Below are 15,246 nucleotides of genomic sequence, written 5' to 3'. Positions count from 1 at the left end.
ATTCTGACTTCTGACCTTCGGCTTCCGGCGGTTGGCCCCACCAGGCGACCGGCCTCACCCTTGGGGAAGCCGCACCGCGACGAATCGCGAGGCCTGCTCGCCCAGACTGCCCTCGCGCAAGCGCGCCGTCACGTTGGCGGGCGCCGTGCGCTGGGCACTTCGTGGGCCAGCGTGCGCACCGCCAGCGCCTCGCCGTCCTCGGGGTGGCGGCGCAGGTCGCAGTCCCCCGACAGGAGGGTGAGGTTGGGGTTGTAGTAGGGGTCGCCCTTGAGCAGCCACGGCCGGTACGACGTGAAGGAGCGCCAGTAGTCCGGCTCTGGAATGGCGTCCGTGCGGCGGCTGGCGGACTCATGGTGCACCACGCGCGCGAACGGCGTGCACACCACGCGCAGGCCCCGGGTGTGCAGCCGCAGGCCCAGGTCCACGTCGCTGCCGCACAGCAGGAAGCGCTCGTCGAAGCCGCCCAGCGCGTCAAAGAGGGGCCGGCGGATCATCACGCACGCGCTGGTGACGGACAGCCAGTTGCGCACCCACTCCGTGTGGCCGAAGGGCGTGACGATGGGCCCGTCCGGCAGGCGCCAGAAGGGGTGGCCCGCCATGCCCGTCATTCCCACGACGATGCCCGCGTGCTGCACGGTGCCCTCGGGGAAGAGGAGCTTCGCGCCCACCGCGCCCACCTCCGGGCGCTGCGCCTGGGACACCAGCTCCGTGAGCCAGCCGGGGTCCACCACTTCCATGTCGTTGTTGAGGAACAGCAGCAGCTCGCCCGTAGCCTGCCCCGCCGCCCAGTTGTTGATGGCCGGGTAGTTGAAGGGGAAGTCCCAGGTGCGCTTCACCACGCGCGGGTCGTTCAGCGTGTCCAGGAGCGCGAAGGTCTCCGGGCGGACGCTGTTGTTGGACACGAGCACCAGCTCGAAGTGCGGGTACGTCGTGCGCTCCAGCAGCGTGTCCGTGAGCGTCTTCAGGAGGTCCGGCCGGTCCTTGAACGGGACGATGATGGACACCTTCGGGGTGCCCCGGACGGCGTAGCGCACGCGGTAGCGGCCGGGCCCTGGCACCGTCACCTCGGCGTCCTCGCCCCGGCGCGCCAGGTGCGCGGAGAGCGCGCGGCGGCCCTCCTGCGACACCTGTCCCACGGCGCCCAGGCGCCGGTGGTAGAGCAGGTGCGGCACGTGGCCGATGCGCTCCGTCGCCTCGCTGAGGCGCAGGAAGAGGTCGTACTCCTCGGCGCCCGGGAAGCCCTCGCGGAAGCCGCCCACGGACTCCACCAGCGAGCGGCGCGCGAGCACCCCCCGGCCCAGGTAGTCCACCGAGCGCAGCAGGTCCGGGGACCAGTCCGGCTTGAAGAAGGGGGCCGTGCGGCGCCCTCGCGTGTCCAGCCGGTCCTCGTCGCCGTAGACGACGTCCAGGCCCGGGGTCGCGCCCAGGGCCAGCGCCACCTTCGCCAGGGCATGGGGGGCGAGCGTGTCCTCCGCGCCCAGCACACCCACGAAGTCACCACTGGCGGCCTGGAGGCCCACGCGCAGCGCGCGGGCGAAGTCGGTGGGCCCGGAGAGCGTCACCCGGCGGATGCGCGGCTGACGGCGCGACGAGGCCCAGGGCTCGGGCAGCGCGGGCCCGTCCTCCGGCCCCACGAGCACCAGCTCCCACTCCGGGTACACCTGCGCCTCCACCGACGCGAGGCACTCGCGCAGGTGCGCGGGACAGGCCCCCGCGGTGGCGACGAGGAGGGACAGCCGGGGACGGCGCGGCAGCCGAGCCACGGCCTCGCGGGCGGCGTGGATGTCTCCGGACTCGCGCAGCGTGCACCAGTGGTGGAAGTCCTCCAGCGCGGGCACGGGCGGGGGCGGCGTACGCACGCCGAGGATGGCGGCCAGCGCCACCACCGCCTCACCGTTGAAGCGGGACTGCCGGCGCAGCACTTCGCTCCACAGCGGTGCGGAGGCCCGGACGCCCCGGGGCAGCCCCGGCTGGGCCAGCGGAGACGCCAGCGCCACGAGCCGCGCCACCCGGTGCGTGGCGTCCAGCGGCTCCGGAGTGCCGGCACCCGGCGCGGCGGCGACGGACAGCAGGGTCTCGCGCATCCGCGCGTTCCACTCCGCCTGGCGCTCGAGCAGCGGCTCCAGCACGGGCCGCATCGCCCGGCGCCACGCGCGCCACGCCAGCTTCCAGGCCATGTCCACGGGAGCGAAGCCGCGCGCCTTGCGCCGCTCGCGCGGTCCACCCGCGGCCCCGACCTCCACGAAGTTCAGCGTGCCGTGAGGAGCACGCGCGGCAGCCGCTGAGGCGTCCCTGCCGCCCCCCTGCGCGTCCAGCTGCCCCCGGACCCAGTCCGTCAGGTCCTCACGGGTGCCCTGGTCGCGCCGGGCCTCCAGCCGCTCCAGCACGCGCAGCACGCGCTGGTTGAAGGCGGCCTGGGGCTTGAGCAGTTCGACGTGCAGCGGGCGCAGGCCCAGGACGAAGGCGCGCTTGGCGGCCGTCACCCACTGGCCTCCCGACGCCCGGTGCGACGGCGGCACGGAGAAGTCGAACGGGACGGCGAGCCTCGCCGCGGCCAGCAGCGGCGACAGGGGCGTGTTGGCCGGAGGCACCAGCCGGCGCAGCCGCTCCGTCAGCACCGCGAGCTCCCGGGCGTTGGCCTCGGAGGGCTCCGCGCGCAGGGCGGCGATGCGCTCGGCGAGCTCCCCGGCGGACTCCGCGGCCTGCCCCCCCTCGGGCATGGTGTGGAACAAGGTACTCACTTCCCAGGCGCCTCCCCTTTTTTCAAGGCCCCGGGCCGCGGCGTGCGGGAGGCCTCCTCCCCCCTCAGGAGGCCGCGGCATGCTTGGACACGGAGACCGCCTGGACGGGAGCGGCCGGAGCCTCCTCCACCACCCAGGAATGCTCCGGCCGGAAGACGCCCCGGTCGTCGTGCTCCGTGGACACGGAGAAGGTGCAGCGCGCTTCCCGGCCCGGCTCCGGATTCGCGTTGTTGCCCGTCTTCAGCTCCACGCTCAGCACGTAGGAGCCACCCAGCAGCCCCAGCCGGGGAAGCACGAAGCGCAGCCGGCCCTGCGGCGGCAGCGGCGTCGGCAGCGGCACCCGGTCCGTCCGAGTACTCGTCACGTACAGCACCGCCCCGTCCGCGGTGGACAGCGTGAGGACGAACTCCACGTCCTCCACTGACTCGCGCGCCACGTAGTCGATGCAGACCTCCGCGCGCGTCTCCGTGGTGACGAGCCCCAGCTCCTCCCCGCGCGGCCCGCTCAGCCACACCCGCGACACAGCGACGGGCGGCGACGCCGGCGGCTCGTCCCGCACCACCGCGCCCTCCGACAGCGACGGCAGCGCCCCGCCCCCTTCAGTCAGGGCCGGCGGGGTGAACACCGTGGAGCGCGCCTCCGCGAGCGACACCGCCTGCCGGTACTCGGCGGCGATTTCGGCCGGAGTGCCTACGCGGCGGATCCGCCCGCCGTCCAGCCACGCCGCCTGGTCGCACCAGCGCTCCACGGTGGACATGTCGTGCGTGACCAGGACGATGGTCTTCCCCAGCCGCTTGAACTCCGTCATCTTCGCGAGGCTCTTCTTGCTGAAGTGCTCGTCGCCGACGGCGAGGATCTCATCGATGATGAGGATGTCCGGGTCCACGTGCGTGGCCACGGAGAACGCCAGGCGCATGTACATGCCGCTGGAGTACGTGCGCACCGGCTCGTCGATGAACTCCCCCAGCTCGCTGAACGCGATGATGTCGTCCATCTTCGCGCGCACCTCGGTCCGGGACATGCCGAGGATGATGCCGTTGATGAGGATGTTCTCCCGGCCGGAGAAGTCCGGGTGGAAGCCCGCCCCCAGGTCCAGCAGCGCGGAGATGCGCCCGTTCACCTGGATGCTGCCGGACGTGGGCGAATAGATGCCGGTGATGAGCTTCAGCAGCGTGCTCTTGCCAGAGCCGTTGCGCCCCAGGATGGCCACCGTCTGGCCCTTGGGGATGCGCAGGTTGACGCCGCGCAGGGACTCGATGAAGCGCCCCTGCTGGGACGCGTGCCGCTGCCCTCGCAGCCAGCGCACGAGCTCCGACTTGAACGTGGTGTATTCCCCCCGGATGGTCTTCTTCCGGAAGTTCTTCACCACGTCCTGGATGACGATGGCGTCCTCGGTCGGTGACTGGACCATCTAGATGGACTCCGCGAACTCCTCGCGGCGGCTCTCGAAGATCTGCGTGGCACCCCACAGCAGCACGATGGAGACGCCCAGGAGCGACACGAGCGGCACCGCGTCCGGCAGACGGTGCTCGTAGAAGATGGCCTGGTACGAGGTGATGAGGATGGACATCGGATTGAGCACCTGCAGCACGCGCCGGTACTCCTCCGGGATGGTGGACAGCTTGTAGAGCACCGGCGTCATGAAGAACCACAGCGTCATCAGGTTCATCACGATGTGCTGCAGGTCCCGGAACGTCACGTTGAAGGCGCTGACCGCGTACACCACCGCGAAGGTGAAGCACATCTGGATCAGCACCACCACGGGGAACAGCACCATGTGCCAGGTCGGCACCACGCCGAAGATGAGCCCCAGCACCACCATCAGCGGCAGGGAGAAGATGAAGTTGCAGAAGTTGGTGGCCACCACCGTCGCCGGCAGCACCTGGGCCGGGAAGCGCACCTTGGTCATCAGGTCGCGCCGGTCGCTGATGGCGCTGGCGCCGGCGGACACCGACGTGGAGAACCAGATCCACGGCAGCAGGCCCACGAACATGAAGTAGGCGTAGTGCGGAATCTGGTTCTTCATGAACACGCCGAACAGCAGCGCGTAGACCAGCATGTGCAGGGTGGGGTTCAGGAACGTCCAGAAGAAGCCCAGCACCGAGCCGCGATAGCGCGCCTTCAGCTCGCGCTGCACCAGGCTGAGGAGGAGCCCCCGGTACGAATAGAGTTCCCGGAAGTTGCGAATCATGCGCCGGTATCCATACCGCAAAGGGTCCGCCGGTGGCGAACGCCCTGGAACAGCGGACCGCCGGTCCCTCGCGCGCCCGCCTGCCATGGTGCACCGTGGCGGTACCGCACGGAGAGAAAGAAAAAGGCCCCCTGGTTTCCCAGAGGGCCTTCGATTGGAGCGGGAAAAGGGATTTGAACCCTCGACCCTCGCCTTGGCAAGGCGATGCTCTACCGCTGAGCTATTCCCGCATCTGGTGCTGCGAACCGCCGTACTACGGACTGCATCTGGAGCGGGAAAAGGGATTTGAACCCTCGACCCTCGCCTTGGCAAGGCGATGCTCTACCGCTGAGCTATTCCCGCATCTGGTGCCGCGTGCTGCCTACCGCCCGGTCAGTGCCGCCCCGGAAGTGGGGCGGATATACAGAGGCCTCCCGGGCACGTCAAACACTTTTCGCGTCCGGATCCGCCCCTCCCCGCCGGGCAAGCATCCCGAGGAACGCACGGAAGTAGACGACGGCGCTCCACACGCTGAACGCGCCCGACAGGTACACCAGCACCTTGCCCACCTGGTTGTAGTCCACGGGGACGGTGCGGAAGCCCAGGTCCAGCGGGTGCACGTAGTGGACGCACAGGGAGATGATCCCCACCAATTGGAGGGACGTCTTCCACTTCCCCTCCTGCCCCGCGGCGATGACCATGCCCTCGCTGGCGGCGATGGTGCGCAGGCCGCTGACGATGAACTCGCGGGCCAGGAGCACGATGACGACCCAGGCGGCGATGCGGCCCAGGCGGACCATCATCACCAGGGCGGCCATGGCGATGAGCTTGTCCGCCAGCGGGTCCATGAACTTGCCCACCACGGTGATGAGGTTCCAGCGACGGGCCAGGTAGCCGTCCACCACGTCGGTGATGGCGGCCACCGCGAACACCAGGCCGGCCAGGAGCGAGTGCAGGGGGTCCGCGTCGTAGGTGAGCCAGACGAACACGGGGATGATGAGGATGCGCCCCAGCGTGAGCATGTTGGGCAGGTTCCAGAACTCCTGCACCAGGATGCTGGGACGGCGGGAGGCGCGGCGGCGTGCCCGCTCCTCGCGCTTGCGCTGCTTCCTGAGGGCTCGCTCGGTGGCCATGGGCGCGCGTTCTACCGGACCCCGAGTGCGATGAGGGCAAATCCTTCACCGCCCAGCTCCACCGCTCCCCGCAGTGTCTCCCCGGCGGCGGACGCCACCAGGGGCATCACGCGCGGGGTGAGGTTGCCCACCCAGCCCACCAGGTGCGTGAGGGGCACCGTCACCGGCTGGTCCATGGCCACCGGCACCGAGCGCAGCGGGCCCGACAGGCTGAGCAGCACCCGCCCCTGCCCGCGCAGGTGCACGAGGTCCAGGTCCTGGGCCAGCTCCGACGGCACGCGGCCGTTCTCGAAGACGACGGGCTCCTCGAAGGCGAAGACGCACGCGTCGCGCAGGTAGACGGACTCGTCATCCAGGACCACCGGCACCAGCTGCCGCCCCGAAGAGGGCTCCAGGTGCAGCGTGCCCTGCCCCCGGGCGCGCACCATGGCCTGGTCGCCCTCGCCGAAGGGCTTGTCCGTGGCCCGGCCCCGGAAGCGCTTCATCTCCGGCTGGAAGGTCACCTGTCCGCGCACGGCGACCAGCCCCTCCAACCGGGTGAGCAGCTCGCCATTCACCGCCAGCGTCACGCCCGCCGCGCCCTGCGTGAAGGGCTGTCCCGGCACCGCGCCCGGCAGCGCCACCGTGGGCACCCACTCGGTAAGCACGGGCGGGTTCATGCCGGGGACAGCGCCGGGCACGGGAGCCGGCTCGGAGGGCCGGGCGATGGGAGCCGACTCGCTCTTCGCCAGCGCGTCGAAGGTGTCCGCGAAGGCGGCGCCGGGCTCCGACTCCAGGTCGGACGCAAGGACGGGCGGCTCCTCGGAGACCTCAATCTCCTCCGACACCGGCGTGGGAGGCAGCTCGTCGGCGACCTCGACGTCGGCGCCGGAGGTGTCCGCGTCCGTGGTGGCGGCCAGCTCCGCGTCGTCCCCGTAGGTGCTCTCTCCAGCGGCGAGGCTCGGGTCCTCGTCCTCCTGGGTGCGGCTGGCGAAGGCGTGCTCGTCCGTGGGGGCGGGCGGGCCCTCGTCCTCGGCGAAGCGCAGGTCGTCGTCCGAAGGCTTTGCGGGAGCCTGGGGCTGCGGCGTGGCGGCGGCGCGCGGGCTCCGGGGTGCTTCATCCAGGCCGAACTGGGCGCCCCAGTCGCTCTCACCGGACGAGGGCGGGGGCGCGGCGCTCTCCTCCTCCTCGCGCGGACGGGCCGGCGCGGGAGCGGGCGGCGCGGGCGGGCGGCTGTAGCCCTCCCCCGCGATGGCGCGCGACATCTTCTCCGCCATGGCGTCGCTGCCGGACAGCAGGAAGTGCTCTCGCGCGCGGCCGTACTCGCCCATCTGGGCGAAGGTCAGGCCCAGGTAGTTGTGGGCCTTCTTGTGGTCCGGGGCCAGGTCGGTGGCCGTCTCGAACTCGCGCGCCGCGCGCTGGAGCGCGTTCGTCTTCAGGTAGACGAGCCCCAGGTTCACGCGCAGCGTGGGGTCCACCGGGTTGTCCCGCACGAGCATCTCGTACAGGTCCGCCGCGCGGTCGAAGAGGCCCAGCTTGAAATACGACAGGCCCAGGAGGTTCTGGGCCTTCTCGTGGCGCGGCTGGAGCTGGTGCGCACGCTCCAGGAAGTCCTTCGCTTCGGTGACCTTGCCGGCGCCCAGCAGCTCCGCTCCACGGTGGAGCTGCCGCAGGAACTCCTCTTCAGCGGGGCCCGGCTCCTTCGTCCCCTTCGTGCGCGTCGTCATTCTCGGGTGTGGGCTCACGGCTGCTGGCCTCGGCCTGGGCAAGCCGCTCGCGCTCCTTGTAGTGGTAGTAGAGCTGGAGGACCTTGCGCACGTACTCCTGCGTCTCGGCGTAGGGCGGCACCTGGCCTCCGTACTTCTTCACCGCGTCCGGCCCGGCGTTGTACGCGGCGACCATCTTCACCATGTCGCCGTCGAACATGTTCGCCAGCACGCGCAGGTAGCGCACGCCGCCCTCGATGTTGTCCTTCGAGTCGAAGATGTCCTTCACGTACATGTCCGACGCGGTGCCCGGCATGAGCTGCATCAGCCCGCTGGCGCCCTTGTGGCTGAGCGCGTTCGGGTTGAAGTTGCTCTCCGTGTGCATGATGGCGCGCACCAGCGCCGGCGGGATGCGGTAGCGCAGCGCCGCGGTGGTGATGTGCGGATCCAGCTCCGTGGGCGTCCGCGAGCGGCCCCGCACGGGCGCGGACTTGGCCGGCGCGGGCGTGAAGGTCCCGGACAGCTTGCGCGCCTTGCGCGCGCCTCCTGGAGGCACGTTCGTGTAGACGATGGTGCCGTCCTTCTCGACGTAGCTGTAGATGCCGTCGGAGGCGTACGCCGGGAGGGCGGCGGTCAGCAGGACGACGAGGGCGGTCAGGACACGCATGGCGGCGGCCGAAACCTTAGACAACGCCCGGAAAGTCCTCAAGAAATCGCCTTGTTTCCAGCACTTACCGCCATTAAGGCTGTCGGCCATGCCCCATCGGTTTGATTTCCTGGTCATGGGCGGCGGCGTGGCAGGCCTGTCGTTCGCCCTGCAGGCGGCCCGGCACGGCACCGTCGCCGTGCTCACCAAGCGCGAGCGCGGCGAAGGCAACACTGCCTATGCCCAGGGGGGCATCGCCAGCGTGCTCGCCCCCACGGACAGCTTCGACGCGCACATCGAGGACACACTCGTCGCGGGCGCGGGCCTGTGCCACCGGGACGCGGTGGAGGTGACGGTGCGGGAAGGCCCCACGCGCCTCAAGGAGCTGATCGCGCTGGGCGCGGAGTTCGACCGGCTGGGCGGCGAGTTCGACCTCACCCGCGAGGGCGGCCACTCGGCCCGCCGGGTCATCCACTCGGGCGACATCACCGGCCGCGAGGTGCAGCGCGCGCTGCTGGCGGCGTGTGACCAGCAGCCCAACATCACCTTCTTCGAGAACACGGCCGCCATCGACCTCATCCTGGACCGCCGGCCGCACGCCCCCTCCAGCCGGTGCGTGGGCGCGTACGCGCTCCTGGAGAGCGGCGCCATCGAGCGCTTCCTGTCCAAGGTGACGGTGCTGGCCACGGGCGGCGCGGGCAAGGTGTACCTCTACACCTCCAACCCGGACGTCGCAACGGGCGACGGCGTGGCCATGGCGTACCGCGCGGGCGCGCGCGTGGCGAACATGGAGTTCTACCAGTTCCACCCCACGTGCCTCTTCCACCCGGAGGCCAAGAGCTTCCTCATCAGCGAGGCGCTGCGCGGCGAGGGCGGCAAGCTCAAGCTCAAGGGCGGCCAGACGTTCATGGAGCGCTACCACCCCATGCGGGACCTGGCCCCGCGCGACGTGGTGGCGCGCGCCATCGACGCGGAGCTCAAGCGCACGGGCAACGACTGCGTCTACCTGGACATGACGCACCTGGGCCGCGCGTACCTCACGGAGCGCTTCCCCAACATCTACGCCACCTGCAAGGCCTTCAACATCGACATGGCGGTGCAGCCCATCCCCGTCGTGCCCGCGGCCCACTACCAGTGCGGCGGCGTGGTGACGGACCTGCACGGGCGCACCAACGTGCCAGGCCTGTACGCCATCGGTGAGGTGTCCTGCACGGGCCTGCACGGCGCGAACCGGCTCGCGTCCAACTCGCTGCTGGAGGGCCTGGTGTTCGGCCACCGCGCGGTGCAGGTGGCGGCGGAGGAGCTGTCCTCGCAGTCGCTGCCGAAGGAGGATCCGCCGGCCTGGGACTCCGGCAGCGCGGTGGACTCCGACGAGAGCGTGGTCGTCACCCACAACTGGGATGAGATCCGCCGGCTGATGTGGAACTACGTGGGCATCGTCCGCACGGACAAGCGGCTGATGCGCGCCAGGCGGCGGCTGGAGCTCTTGCGCGAGGAGATCCGCGACTACTACTGGCGCTTCAAGGTCACCCGCGACGTCATCGAGCTGCGCAACATCGCGGAGGTGGCGCACCTCATCGTGGACTGCGCGAGCCGCCGCAAGGAGAGCCGGGGCCTGCACTACACCCTGGACTACCCCCACACGGACGAGCACCAGGGCACGCGCGACACCGTCCTCTCGCGGGAGCTGTGAGCCGCCATGTCCCGTCCGCGACGCATGCTGGATGACCTCCCTGGCCCCTCCGGGCTGGGAGACGAACAGGGCCCCGCGCCGCGCGAGCAGGACGGGGGCGGCCCGCCTCCGGGCCCGCCGCAGCCCCAGCGCGCGCTGCCCACGCCCTACGTCTGCTACGCCATCATCGCGGGCGCGGTGGTGATGTTCTTCCTGAGCAGCTCGATGGGCCGGCCGCTCGTCATCGACGGGAGGAACTTCGGCATCGTGGGCCCGCTGGCGCTCTATGGGCCCTGGGTCCAGGCGGGCGAGTACTGGCGCCTCCTGGGCATGGTGTTCGAGCACGGCGGCCCGCTGCACCTGCTCTTCAACATGTCCGCCGTCTACTCGCTGGGCGCGTCGCTGGAGCGCGGCATCGGCAGCTGGCGGTTCCTGGCGCTGTCGCTCGTCACGGCGCTGGGCGGCTCCGCGTTCGCGCTCTTCTTCAACTTCAACACCGTGACGGTGGGCGCGTCCGGGATGATCCTGGGCTGGGGCGGCGCGATGCTGCCCATCCTCACCCAGCAGGGCCGCCGGGAGCACATGTTCTGGCTGGTGCAGGTGGCGGTCATCAGCCTGCTGCCCGGGGTGAGCTGGGCGGGGCACCTGGGCGGCTTCCTCTTCGGCCTGCCGTGCGGCATGGCTTTGCGCCAGGGCCCGAAGTTCTACTCGCGCGCCATCCCCGTCCTGCTGTTCATCGCCGCGGCGCTGGCCGTGGTCGCCGCCCATCCCGGGCGCATTGGAGGCCTTTGACGATGGCTGAAGCAACCGTGCGCAGCGTCTGCGTCTTCTGTGGCTCGCGCTCCGGCACGCGCGCCGAGTACCGCGAGGCGGCCTCCAGGCTGGGCGTCGCGATGGCGAAGCGGGGGCTGACGCTCGTCTACGGCGGCGCCAGCGTGGGGTTGATGGGCGCGGTGGCGGACGCGGTCATCGCCAACGGCGGCAAGGCCGTGGGCGTGCTGCCCCACTTCATGGACGCGAAGGAGCTGGCCCACCCGCGCCTGACGGAGCTGCACCGGGTGGACTCCATGCACTCGCGCAAGGCGCTGATGGCCGAGCGCGCGGACGCCTTCCTCGCCCTGCCCGGCGGCTTCGGCACCCTGGACGAGCTCTTCGAGATCATCACCTGGGCACAGCTGGGCCTGCACAGGAAGCCCATGGGCCTGCTGGACGTGGACGGCTTCTTCCAGCCGCTGCTCGCGCTGGTGAACCGGATGGTGGAGGCGGGCTTCGTCCCGGAGTCGCAGGGCATGCCCTTCGCGGTGAACGCTGCTCCGGACGCGCTCCTGGACCGCCTGCTCGCGGGGCCCACGATGCCGCTCACGTCGAAGTGGCTGAAGGACGGCCAGCAGACCTGAAGGCCCGCGGCCGTCCCCTGCTCCCGCGCGTCAGCGCGCGCTCACCTTCATCGCCGCGTTCCCCAGCGACGAGGCGACGCGGAGCATCACCTGCTCCGTGCCTTCGGGGATGACGGGCTGGCCGTTGGCGAACGTCTTGGGGAAGCGCACGCGGTAGCCCACCCAGAAGAGGCTGGTGTACGGGTAGTACGCGCGCACGTTGAGGTCCGCGCGGCCCAGGCGGCGGATCTCCATGGGGGTGATCTCCCCCGCGGGCGTCACCAGCGCGATCCGCCAGATGCTGTTGCGGTGGGCGAAGTCGTCGTAGCGGTAGTCGTTGACGTGCACGCCCAGGAAGAACTCGTAGAACTTCTCCGCATCCGCCAGCTCCTCCGCGAGGAGCTGCTCCACCTTCGCCGCGGGCAGCGTCTGGAACAGGGCGCGGCGGTGGATGCGGGCTTCGCGGAAGGCGGGCGTCTGGAGCGTGGCCCCCGCGAAGACGCGCGTGTCGAAGCCGTCGTAGATCTCCTTGCGGTCCGAGTACCGGTCCAGCACGGCGAGGTACGCGGCCTCCTGCTTCGGATCATCCAGCGTGGGCGCGGGCTCCCCGACGACGGGGGGGTGGTTGGCGCAAGCGCCCAGCACGCCCAGCACCACCGCGACCACCAGCAGCCTTCTCACGGGATGAAGTCCTTGCGCGTGAACAACGTGGTGAGGCGGTGGCCAGCGGCCTCCACGGCCTCGCGTCCGCCCTCCAGGCGGTCCACCAGCGCGAAGGCGCCCAGCACCGTCAGGCCCTCCAGCTTCGCGCGCTCGATGGCCTTGAGCGTGGACGCGCCCGTCGTCACCACGTCCTCCACGATGGCCACCGGGGCGCCAGGGCCCAGCGCGGACAGGCCTTCAATCCACTGACCGGTGCCGTGGCCCTTGGGCTCCTTGCGCACGATGAAGGCGTGCAGGGACTTCTGGCCGCCGCCCTCCAGGAAGCTGGTGAGGCTCACCGCCGACGCGAGCGGATCCGCGCCCAGCGTCAGCCCGCCCGCGGCCACCGCCGACGGAGCGTCGCGCCGGATGGCCTCCAGCATCAGCCGGCCGATGAGGTAGTGCCCCTCGGCGAGCAGCGCCGTGCGCTTGCAGTCGATGTAGAAGTCCGACTCCTTGCCGGAGGAGAGCACCACGCGCCGGCGCTCGAAGGAGCGCTGCGTGAGCACCTCCAGGAGCCGGGCGCGGTCGCGTTCGAGCGTGTCCGCCATGGGCTACAGACCCTCCAGGTACGCCACCAGCTGCGCCGAGTAGCGCAGTTGCATCAACAGCTCCGCCTTGCGCGATTCATCCAGCGCGGCGAAGACGTCCGCGAGCAGCGAGAGGTCCTGGTTGAGGGCGCCCATGCGCTGCGCGACGTCCACCGCCAGCTCGTCGGCGTCGATCTCCTCCTCCACGCCCTCCGGCGCCAGCGTCTCCTCCGTGGCGAGCGCCTTCTCCAGCATGTCGCGCACCGGCGCCGTCAGCCGGCCTTCGGCCTCCAGCGACTCGCGCTTGGCCTCCAGCACGTCGTGCTCCACCGGAGAGGCGTGGATGGCCTCCGCCAGGGACAGCAGGAGCGCGTCCTCGTCGGACAGCTCCTCGTGGACACGCACCTGGACCTGGTCGCGCTTGAGGAAGCGCAGCGCCGCCACGCGCCGGAAGCCGCAGATGAGCTGGTAGCGGTCCTCCCCGCGCGGGCGCACGTCCACCGGGAACAGCTGGCCCAGTCGCGCCAGGTCCGTGGCCAATTCGGACACGTCGCCCTCGTCCCGCAGACGGAAGGTGGTGTCCTCCTCCAGTCGCTCCAGCGGCAACACCATCGCCGTCACCTGTCCCATCACGCGCGGCTCGATGGCCTCCGCGTGGGGCTCCCCTTCCGGGGTCGCCGCGTCTTCGTTGGAGCCCTGTTCCGAACCCGCGCCAGAGCCCGCTTCCTCCTGGCTCGCGCGGCTCGCCACGTCCCAGATGCCGGCGCTCAGCAGCGCGTCGTCCGCGCCCGACACCGGACCGGAGCGCGGCTCCTCCAGCAAGTCCTTCGCCTCGCCGCCGCCGTCGCTGCCCGTGCCGGAGGCGTCCTGCACGCGCTCGCCCGAGGCCAGCTCCACGTAGCGGCCGGGGCCCGTGGAGGCTTCCTCGCCGCTCCCCGTGCCTTCGCCCCGCCGGGCTTCCGCTCCGACACCACCCGCCACGCCGGCCTCCGTCCCACCACCCGCGCCGCTTGCCTCGCCGGAATCCGCTCCGCCCGAGGAGCCGCTGCCCTCGCCACCGGCCGCGCTCGCATCGGCTGCGTTCGCGGAGCCGCTGCCCTCGTCACCGGCCGTGCTCGCATCGGCTGCGTTCGCGGAGCCACTGCCTTCGCCGCTGGCCGTGCTGGCCTCGGACGCATTCGCGGAGCCGCCGGCCGTGCTCGCATCAGCGCCGTGCGGCAGGCCCTGGCCCTCGCCACCGGCGGTGCTGACCTCGGTGCTGCTCGTGGTGCCCATCGTCTGCCCACCCTCTCCGGGCAGGTTCGTCTGCACGGCGCCTTCCGGCGTCACGTCTCCACCCGCGCCCTCGCCGTGCTTCGGCGGGGACGCGTCGGCCGCGCCCTCGTGCTGGGACGGCGTCGCGTTCTCCCCAGGTGTGCCCGGCATCCCTTCCTGTCCCTCGGCCCTGTGCTCGGCGTCCATGGTGGCACCCCCGGTTGTTCCACCCGCGCGCCGCCGGAAACGACGGCGCGGCGGGCGGGCTCTAACGGGACTTCTTCACCACGACCTTCTTCTTCGCGCCAGCACCCATCACGCGGGGTACGGGCGCGCCGGCACTGCTCGCCTGCTCAGTGGACGCCGGGCGCGGAGGCTCCGGAGCCCGGGCCGTGGTCGCGGCGGGCGGCGGGGGCGGCGGCAGCGGCTTGGCCGACGGACGGGCCACGACGGTGGCCGGCGCCGTCGTCGCGGCCGGAGTGCGCGCGGGCGGCGGAGGCGGCGTCGGGGCGGTGCGCGGCGGGGCGGCCGGCGGCGTCGGAGGACGCGGCGGGGTGGCTCCAGGGCGCACCGTGGGACGCGTTACCGCCTGGGGGCGCGTGACGGCGGGGCGCTCGGCCGGCAGTCGGCCCGGTTCCACGTCGCCCATGTCCACGCGGCCGCGGAAGCTGGCGCCGTCCACGATGATGACGCGGGGGGCGCGGATGTCGCCCACCATGCGGCCCTCGCGGGTGAGCTCCACGCTCTCGGTGGCGTTGATGTTGCCCACCACCACGCCGCTGACGATGGCGTTCTTCACCGCCACGTTGGCCTTCACCACGCCGGACGGCTCCACGATGAGGGTGCGGCTGAGGGTGAGCTCACCCTCGACGCGGCCGCGGACCGTGAGGTCCTCGTCACCCGTGAGCCGACCGCTGATGAGGATGGACGGCCCCACCACGGTGTTGTCGACGGTGTTGCCTGCAAGGTCCTTGGCGGTGGCCACGGATCAGCGCTCCTTCATGTCCATGTCGACGTTGCCCTTGAAGGAGGCACCGTCGGCGATGAGGATGCGCGGGGCCTTGATGTCGCCCACCACGCGGCAGTCCGTCTTCAGCTCCACCTTGTCGCTGGCGACGATGTTGCCCGTCACGCGGCCGGCGATCTCCACGTTCTGCGTCTCGATGTCCGCCTCGACGACGCCCGAGCCCTCCACGTACAGGCTCTCCTTGAGGGAGATCTTCCCCTTCACGGTGCCCTGGATGACCAGGTCCTCGTCACCGGAAATCTCCCCGTCGATGACGATGCTCGAACCAATGACCGTATTCGCCATGAGTGTTGTCCGCCTTGCTCGAAGC

At 71.1% G+C, this 15,246-nt stretch carries 14 protein-coding genes and 2 tRNA genes; 3 read left to right on the top strand and 13 right to left on the bottom strand.

All coding sequences use genetic code 11. The annotated features are described in order from the left end of the window. Positions 1 to 128: 128 nt before the first annotated feature. From AABA78_RS29945 to AABA78_RS29910, 8 genes are all read right to left on the bottom strand, one after another. Positions 129 to 2,741 carry a glycosyltransferase family 2 protein gene (locus tag AABA78_RS29945; RefSeq protein ID WP_338268320.1) on the bottom strand — a complete coding sequence of 871 codons (2,613 nt, stop codon included), beginning with the start codon at positions 2,739 to 2,741 and terminating at the stop codon, positions 129 to 131. A gap of 64 nt (positions 2,742 to 2,805) precedes the next feature. Continuing rightward, complete coding sequence (locus AABA78_RS29940) at positions 2,806 to 4,152, bottom strand: ABC transporter ATP-binding protein (RefSeq protein WP_171411985.1); 1,347 nt, start codon at positions 4,150 to 4,152, stop codon at positions 2,806 to 2,808. Continuing rightward, positions 4,153 to 4,932, bottom strand: coding sequence for an ABC transporter permease (locus AABA78_RS29935; protein WP_120525539.1), 780 nt, complete (start codon positions 4,930 to 4,932; stop codon positions 4,153 to 4,155). Between the two features lie 155 nt (positions 4,933 to 5,087). Continuing rightward, a tRNA-Gly gene (locus AABA78_RS29930) sits at positions 5,088 to 5,162 on the bottom strand. 37 nt (positions 5,163 to 5,199) lie between these two features. Further along, positions 5,200 to 5,274 (bottom strand) — tRNA-Gly (locus tag AABA78_RS29925). Between the two features lie 80 nt (positions 5,275 to 5,354). Further along, positions 5,355 to 6,044 carry a CDP-diacylglycerol--glycerol-3-phosphate 3-phosphatidyltransferase gene (gene pgsA / locus AABA78_RS29920; protein WP_171411987.1) on the bottom strand — a complete coding sequence of 230 codons (690 nt, stop codon included), beginning with the start codon at positions 6,042 to 6,044 and terminating at the stop codon, positions 5,355 to 5,357. A gap of 11 nt (positions 6,045 to 6,055) precedes the next feature. Continuing rightward, a complete protein-coding gene (locus AABA78_RS29915; RefSeq protein WP_338268315.1) occupies positions 6,056 to 7,750 on the bottom strand; it encodes a tetratricopeptide repeat protein in 1,695 nt (564 codons plus the stop codon). Further along, positions 7,707 to 8,396 carry a lytic transglycosylase domain-containing protein gene (locus tag AABA78_RS29910; RefSeq protein WP_171411989.1) on the bottom strand — a complete coding sequence of 230 codons (690 nt, stop codon included), beginning with the start codon at positions 8,394 to 8,396 and terminating at the stop codon, positions 7,707 to 7,709. Before AABA78_RS29910 ends, AABA78_RS29915 begins: the two co-directional genes overlap by 44 nt. A gap of 88 nt (positions 8,397 to 8,484) precedes the next feature. Between AABA78_RS29910 and nadB the strand changes: the two genes are divergently transcribed. The 3 genes from nadB to AABA78_RS29895 are packed head-to-tail and all read left to right on the top strand — an operon-like array spanning position 8,485 to position 11,444. Beyond that, on the top strand, positions 8,485 to 10,068 hold the full coding sequence (nadB, locus tag AABA78_RS29905; RefSeq protein ID WP_338268311.1) for an L-aspartate oxidase: 1,584 nt from the start codon (positions 8,485 to 8,487) through the stop codon (positions 10,066 to 10,068). 6 nt (positions 10,069 to 10,074) lie between these two features. After that, positions 10,075 to 10,839, top strand: a complete 765-nt coding sequence (locus tag AABA78_RS29900; protein WP_338268309.1) for a rhomboid family intramembrane serine protease — start codon at positions 10,075 to 10,077, stop codon at positions 10,837 to 10,839. 2 nt (positions 10,840 to 10,841) lie between these two features. Beyond that, entirely contained in the window at positions 10,842 to 11,444 is a 603-nt protein-coding gene (locus AABA78_RS29895; protein ID WP_338268307.1) for an LOG family protein, read from the top strand. Positions 11,445 to 11,474: 30 nt separating this feature from the next. On the opposite strand, the gene AABA78_RS29890 is transcribed toward AABA78_RS29895, so the two are convergent. The 5 genes from AABA78_RS29890 to AABA78_RS29870 form a co-directional block, all read right to left on the bottom strand. Beyond that, complete coding sequence (locus AABA78_RS29890) at positions 11,475 to 12,104, bottom strand: hypothetical protein (RefSeq protein ID WP_338268304.1); 630 nt, start codon at positions 12,102 to 12,104, stop codon at positions 11,475 to 11,477. After that, positions 12,101 to 12,676, bottom strand: coding sequence for an orotate phosphoribosyltransferase (gene pyrE / locus AABA78_RS29885; protein WP_338268302.1), 576 nt, complete (start codon positions 12,674 to 12,676; stop codon positions 12,101 to 12,103). Before pyrE ends, AABA78_RS29890 begins: the two co-directional genes overlap by 4 nt. Positions 12,677 to 12,679: 3 nt before the next feature. Continuing rightward, positions 12,680 to 14,080: a ParB/RepB/Spo0J family partition protein gene (locus tag AABA78_RS29880; protein WP_338268300.1), complete on the bottom strand. Its 1,401-nt coding sequence runs from the start codon at positions 14,078 to 14,080 to the stop codon at positions 12,680 to 12,682. Between the two features lie 97 nt (positions 14,081 to 14,177). Continuing rightward, positions 14,178 to 14,894, bottom strand: a complete 717-nt coding sequence (locus AABA78_RS29875) for a bactofilin family protein (RefSeq protein ID WP_338268299.1) — start codon at positions 14,892 to 14,894, stop codon at positions 14,178 to 14,180. A gap of 3 nt (positions 14,895 to 14,897) precedes the next feature. Further along, a complete protein-coding gene (locus tag AABA78_RS29870; RefSeq protein ID WP_002636698.1) occupies positions 14,898 to 15,221 on the bottom strand; it encodes a bactofilin family protein in 324 nt (107 codons plus the stop codon). Positions 15,222 to 15,246 lie beyond the last annotated feature (25 nt).

Origin of the sequence: Corallococcus caeni (assembly GCF_036245865.1) — a bacterium.
GTDB lineage: Bacteria > Myxococcota > Myxococcia > Myxococcales > Myxococcaceae > Corallococcus > Corallococcus caeni.
This window is presented reverse-complemented; position numbering and strand designations above follow the sequence as displayed.

Excerpts from the sequence above, each read along its gene's own strand:
- pgsA (WP_171411987.1), bottom strand. The coding sequence starts at position 6,044 with ATGGCCACCGAGCGAGCCCTCAGGAAGCAGCGCAAGCGCGAGGAGCGG.
- AABA78_RS29880 (WP_338268300.1), bottom strand. The coding sequence starts at position 14,080 with ATGCCGGGCACACCTGGGGAGAACGCGACGCCGTCCCAGCACGAGGGC.
- AABA78_RS29895 (WP_338268307.1), top strand. The coding sequence starts at position 10,842 with ATGGCTGAAGCAACCGTGCGCAGCGTCTGCGTCTTCTGTGGCTCGCGC.
- AABA78_RS29915 (WP_338268315.1), bottom strand. The coding sequence starts at position 7,750 with ATGACGACGCGCACGAAGGGGACGAAGGAGCCGGGCCCCGCTGAAGAG.
- nadB (WP_338268311.1), top strand. The coding sequence starts at position 8,485 with ATGCCCCATCGGTTTGATTTCCTGGTCATGGGCGGCGGCGTGGCAGGC.
- AABA78_RS29940 (WP_171411985.1), bottom strand. The coding sequence starts at position 4,152 with ATGGTCCAGTCACCGACCGAGGACGCCATCGTCATCCAGGACGTGGTG.
- pyrE (WP_338268302.1), bottom strand. The coding sequence starts at position 12,676 with ATGGCGGACACGCTCGAACGCGACCGCGCCCGGCTCCTGGAGGTGCTC.
- AABA78_RS29910 (WP_171411989.1), bottom strand. The coding sequence starts at position 8,396 with ATGCGTGTCCTGACCGCCCTCGTCGTCCTGCTGACCGCCGCCCTCCCG.
- AABA78_RS29870 (WP_002636698.1), bottom strand. The coding sequence starts at position 15,221 with ATGGCGAATACGGTCATTGGTTCGAGCATCGTCATCGACGGGGAGATT.
- AABA78_RS29935 (WP_120525539.1), bottom strand. The coding sequence starts at position 4,932 with ATGATTCGCAACTTCCGGGAACTCTATTCGTACCGGGGGCTCCTCCTC.
- AABA78_RS29900 (WP_338268309.1), top strand. The coding sequence starts at position 10,075 with ATGTCCCGTCCGCGACGCATGCTGGATGACCTCCCTGGCCCCTCCGGG.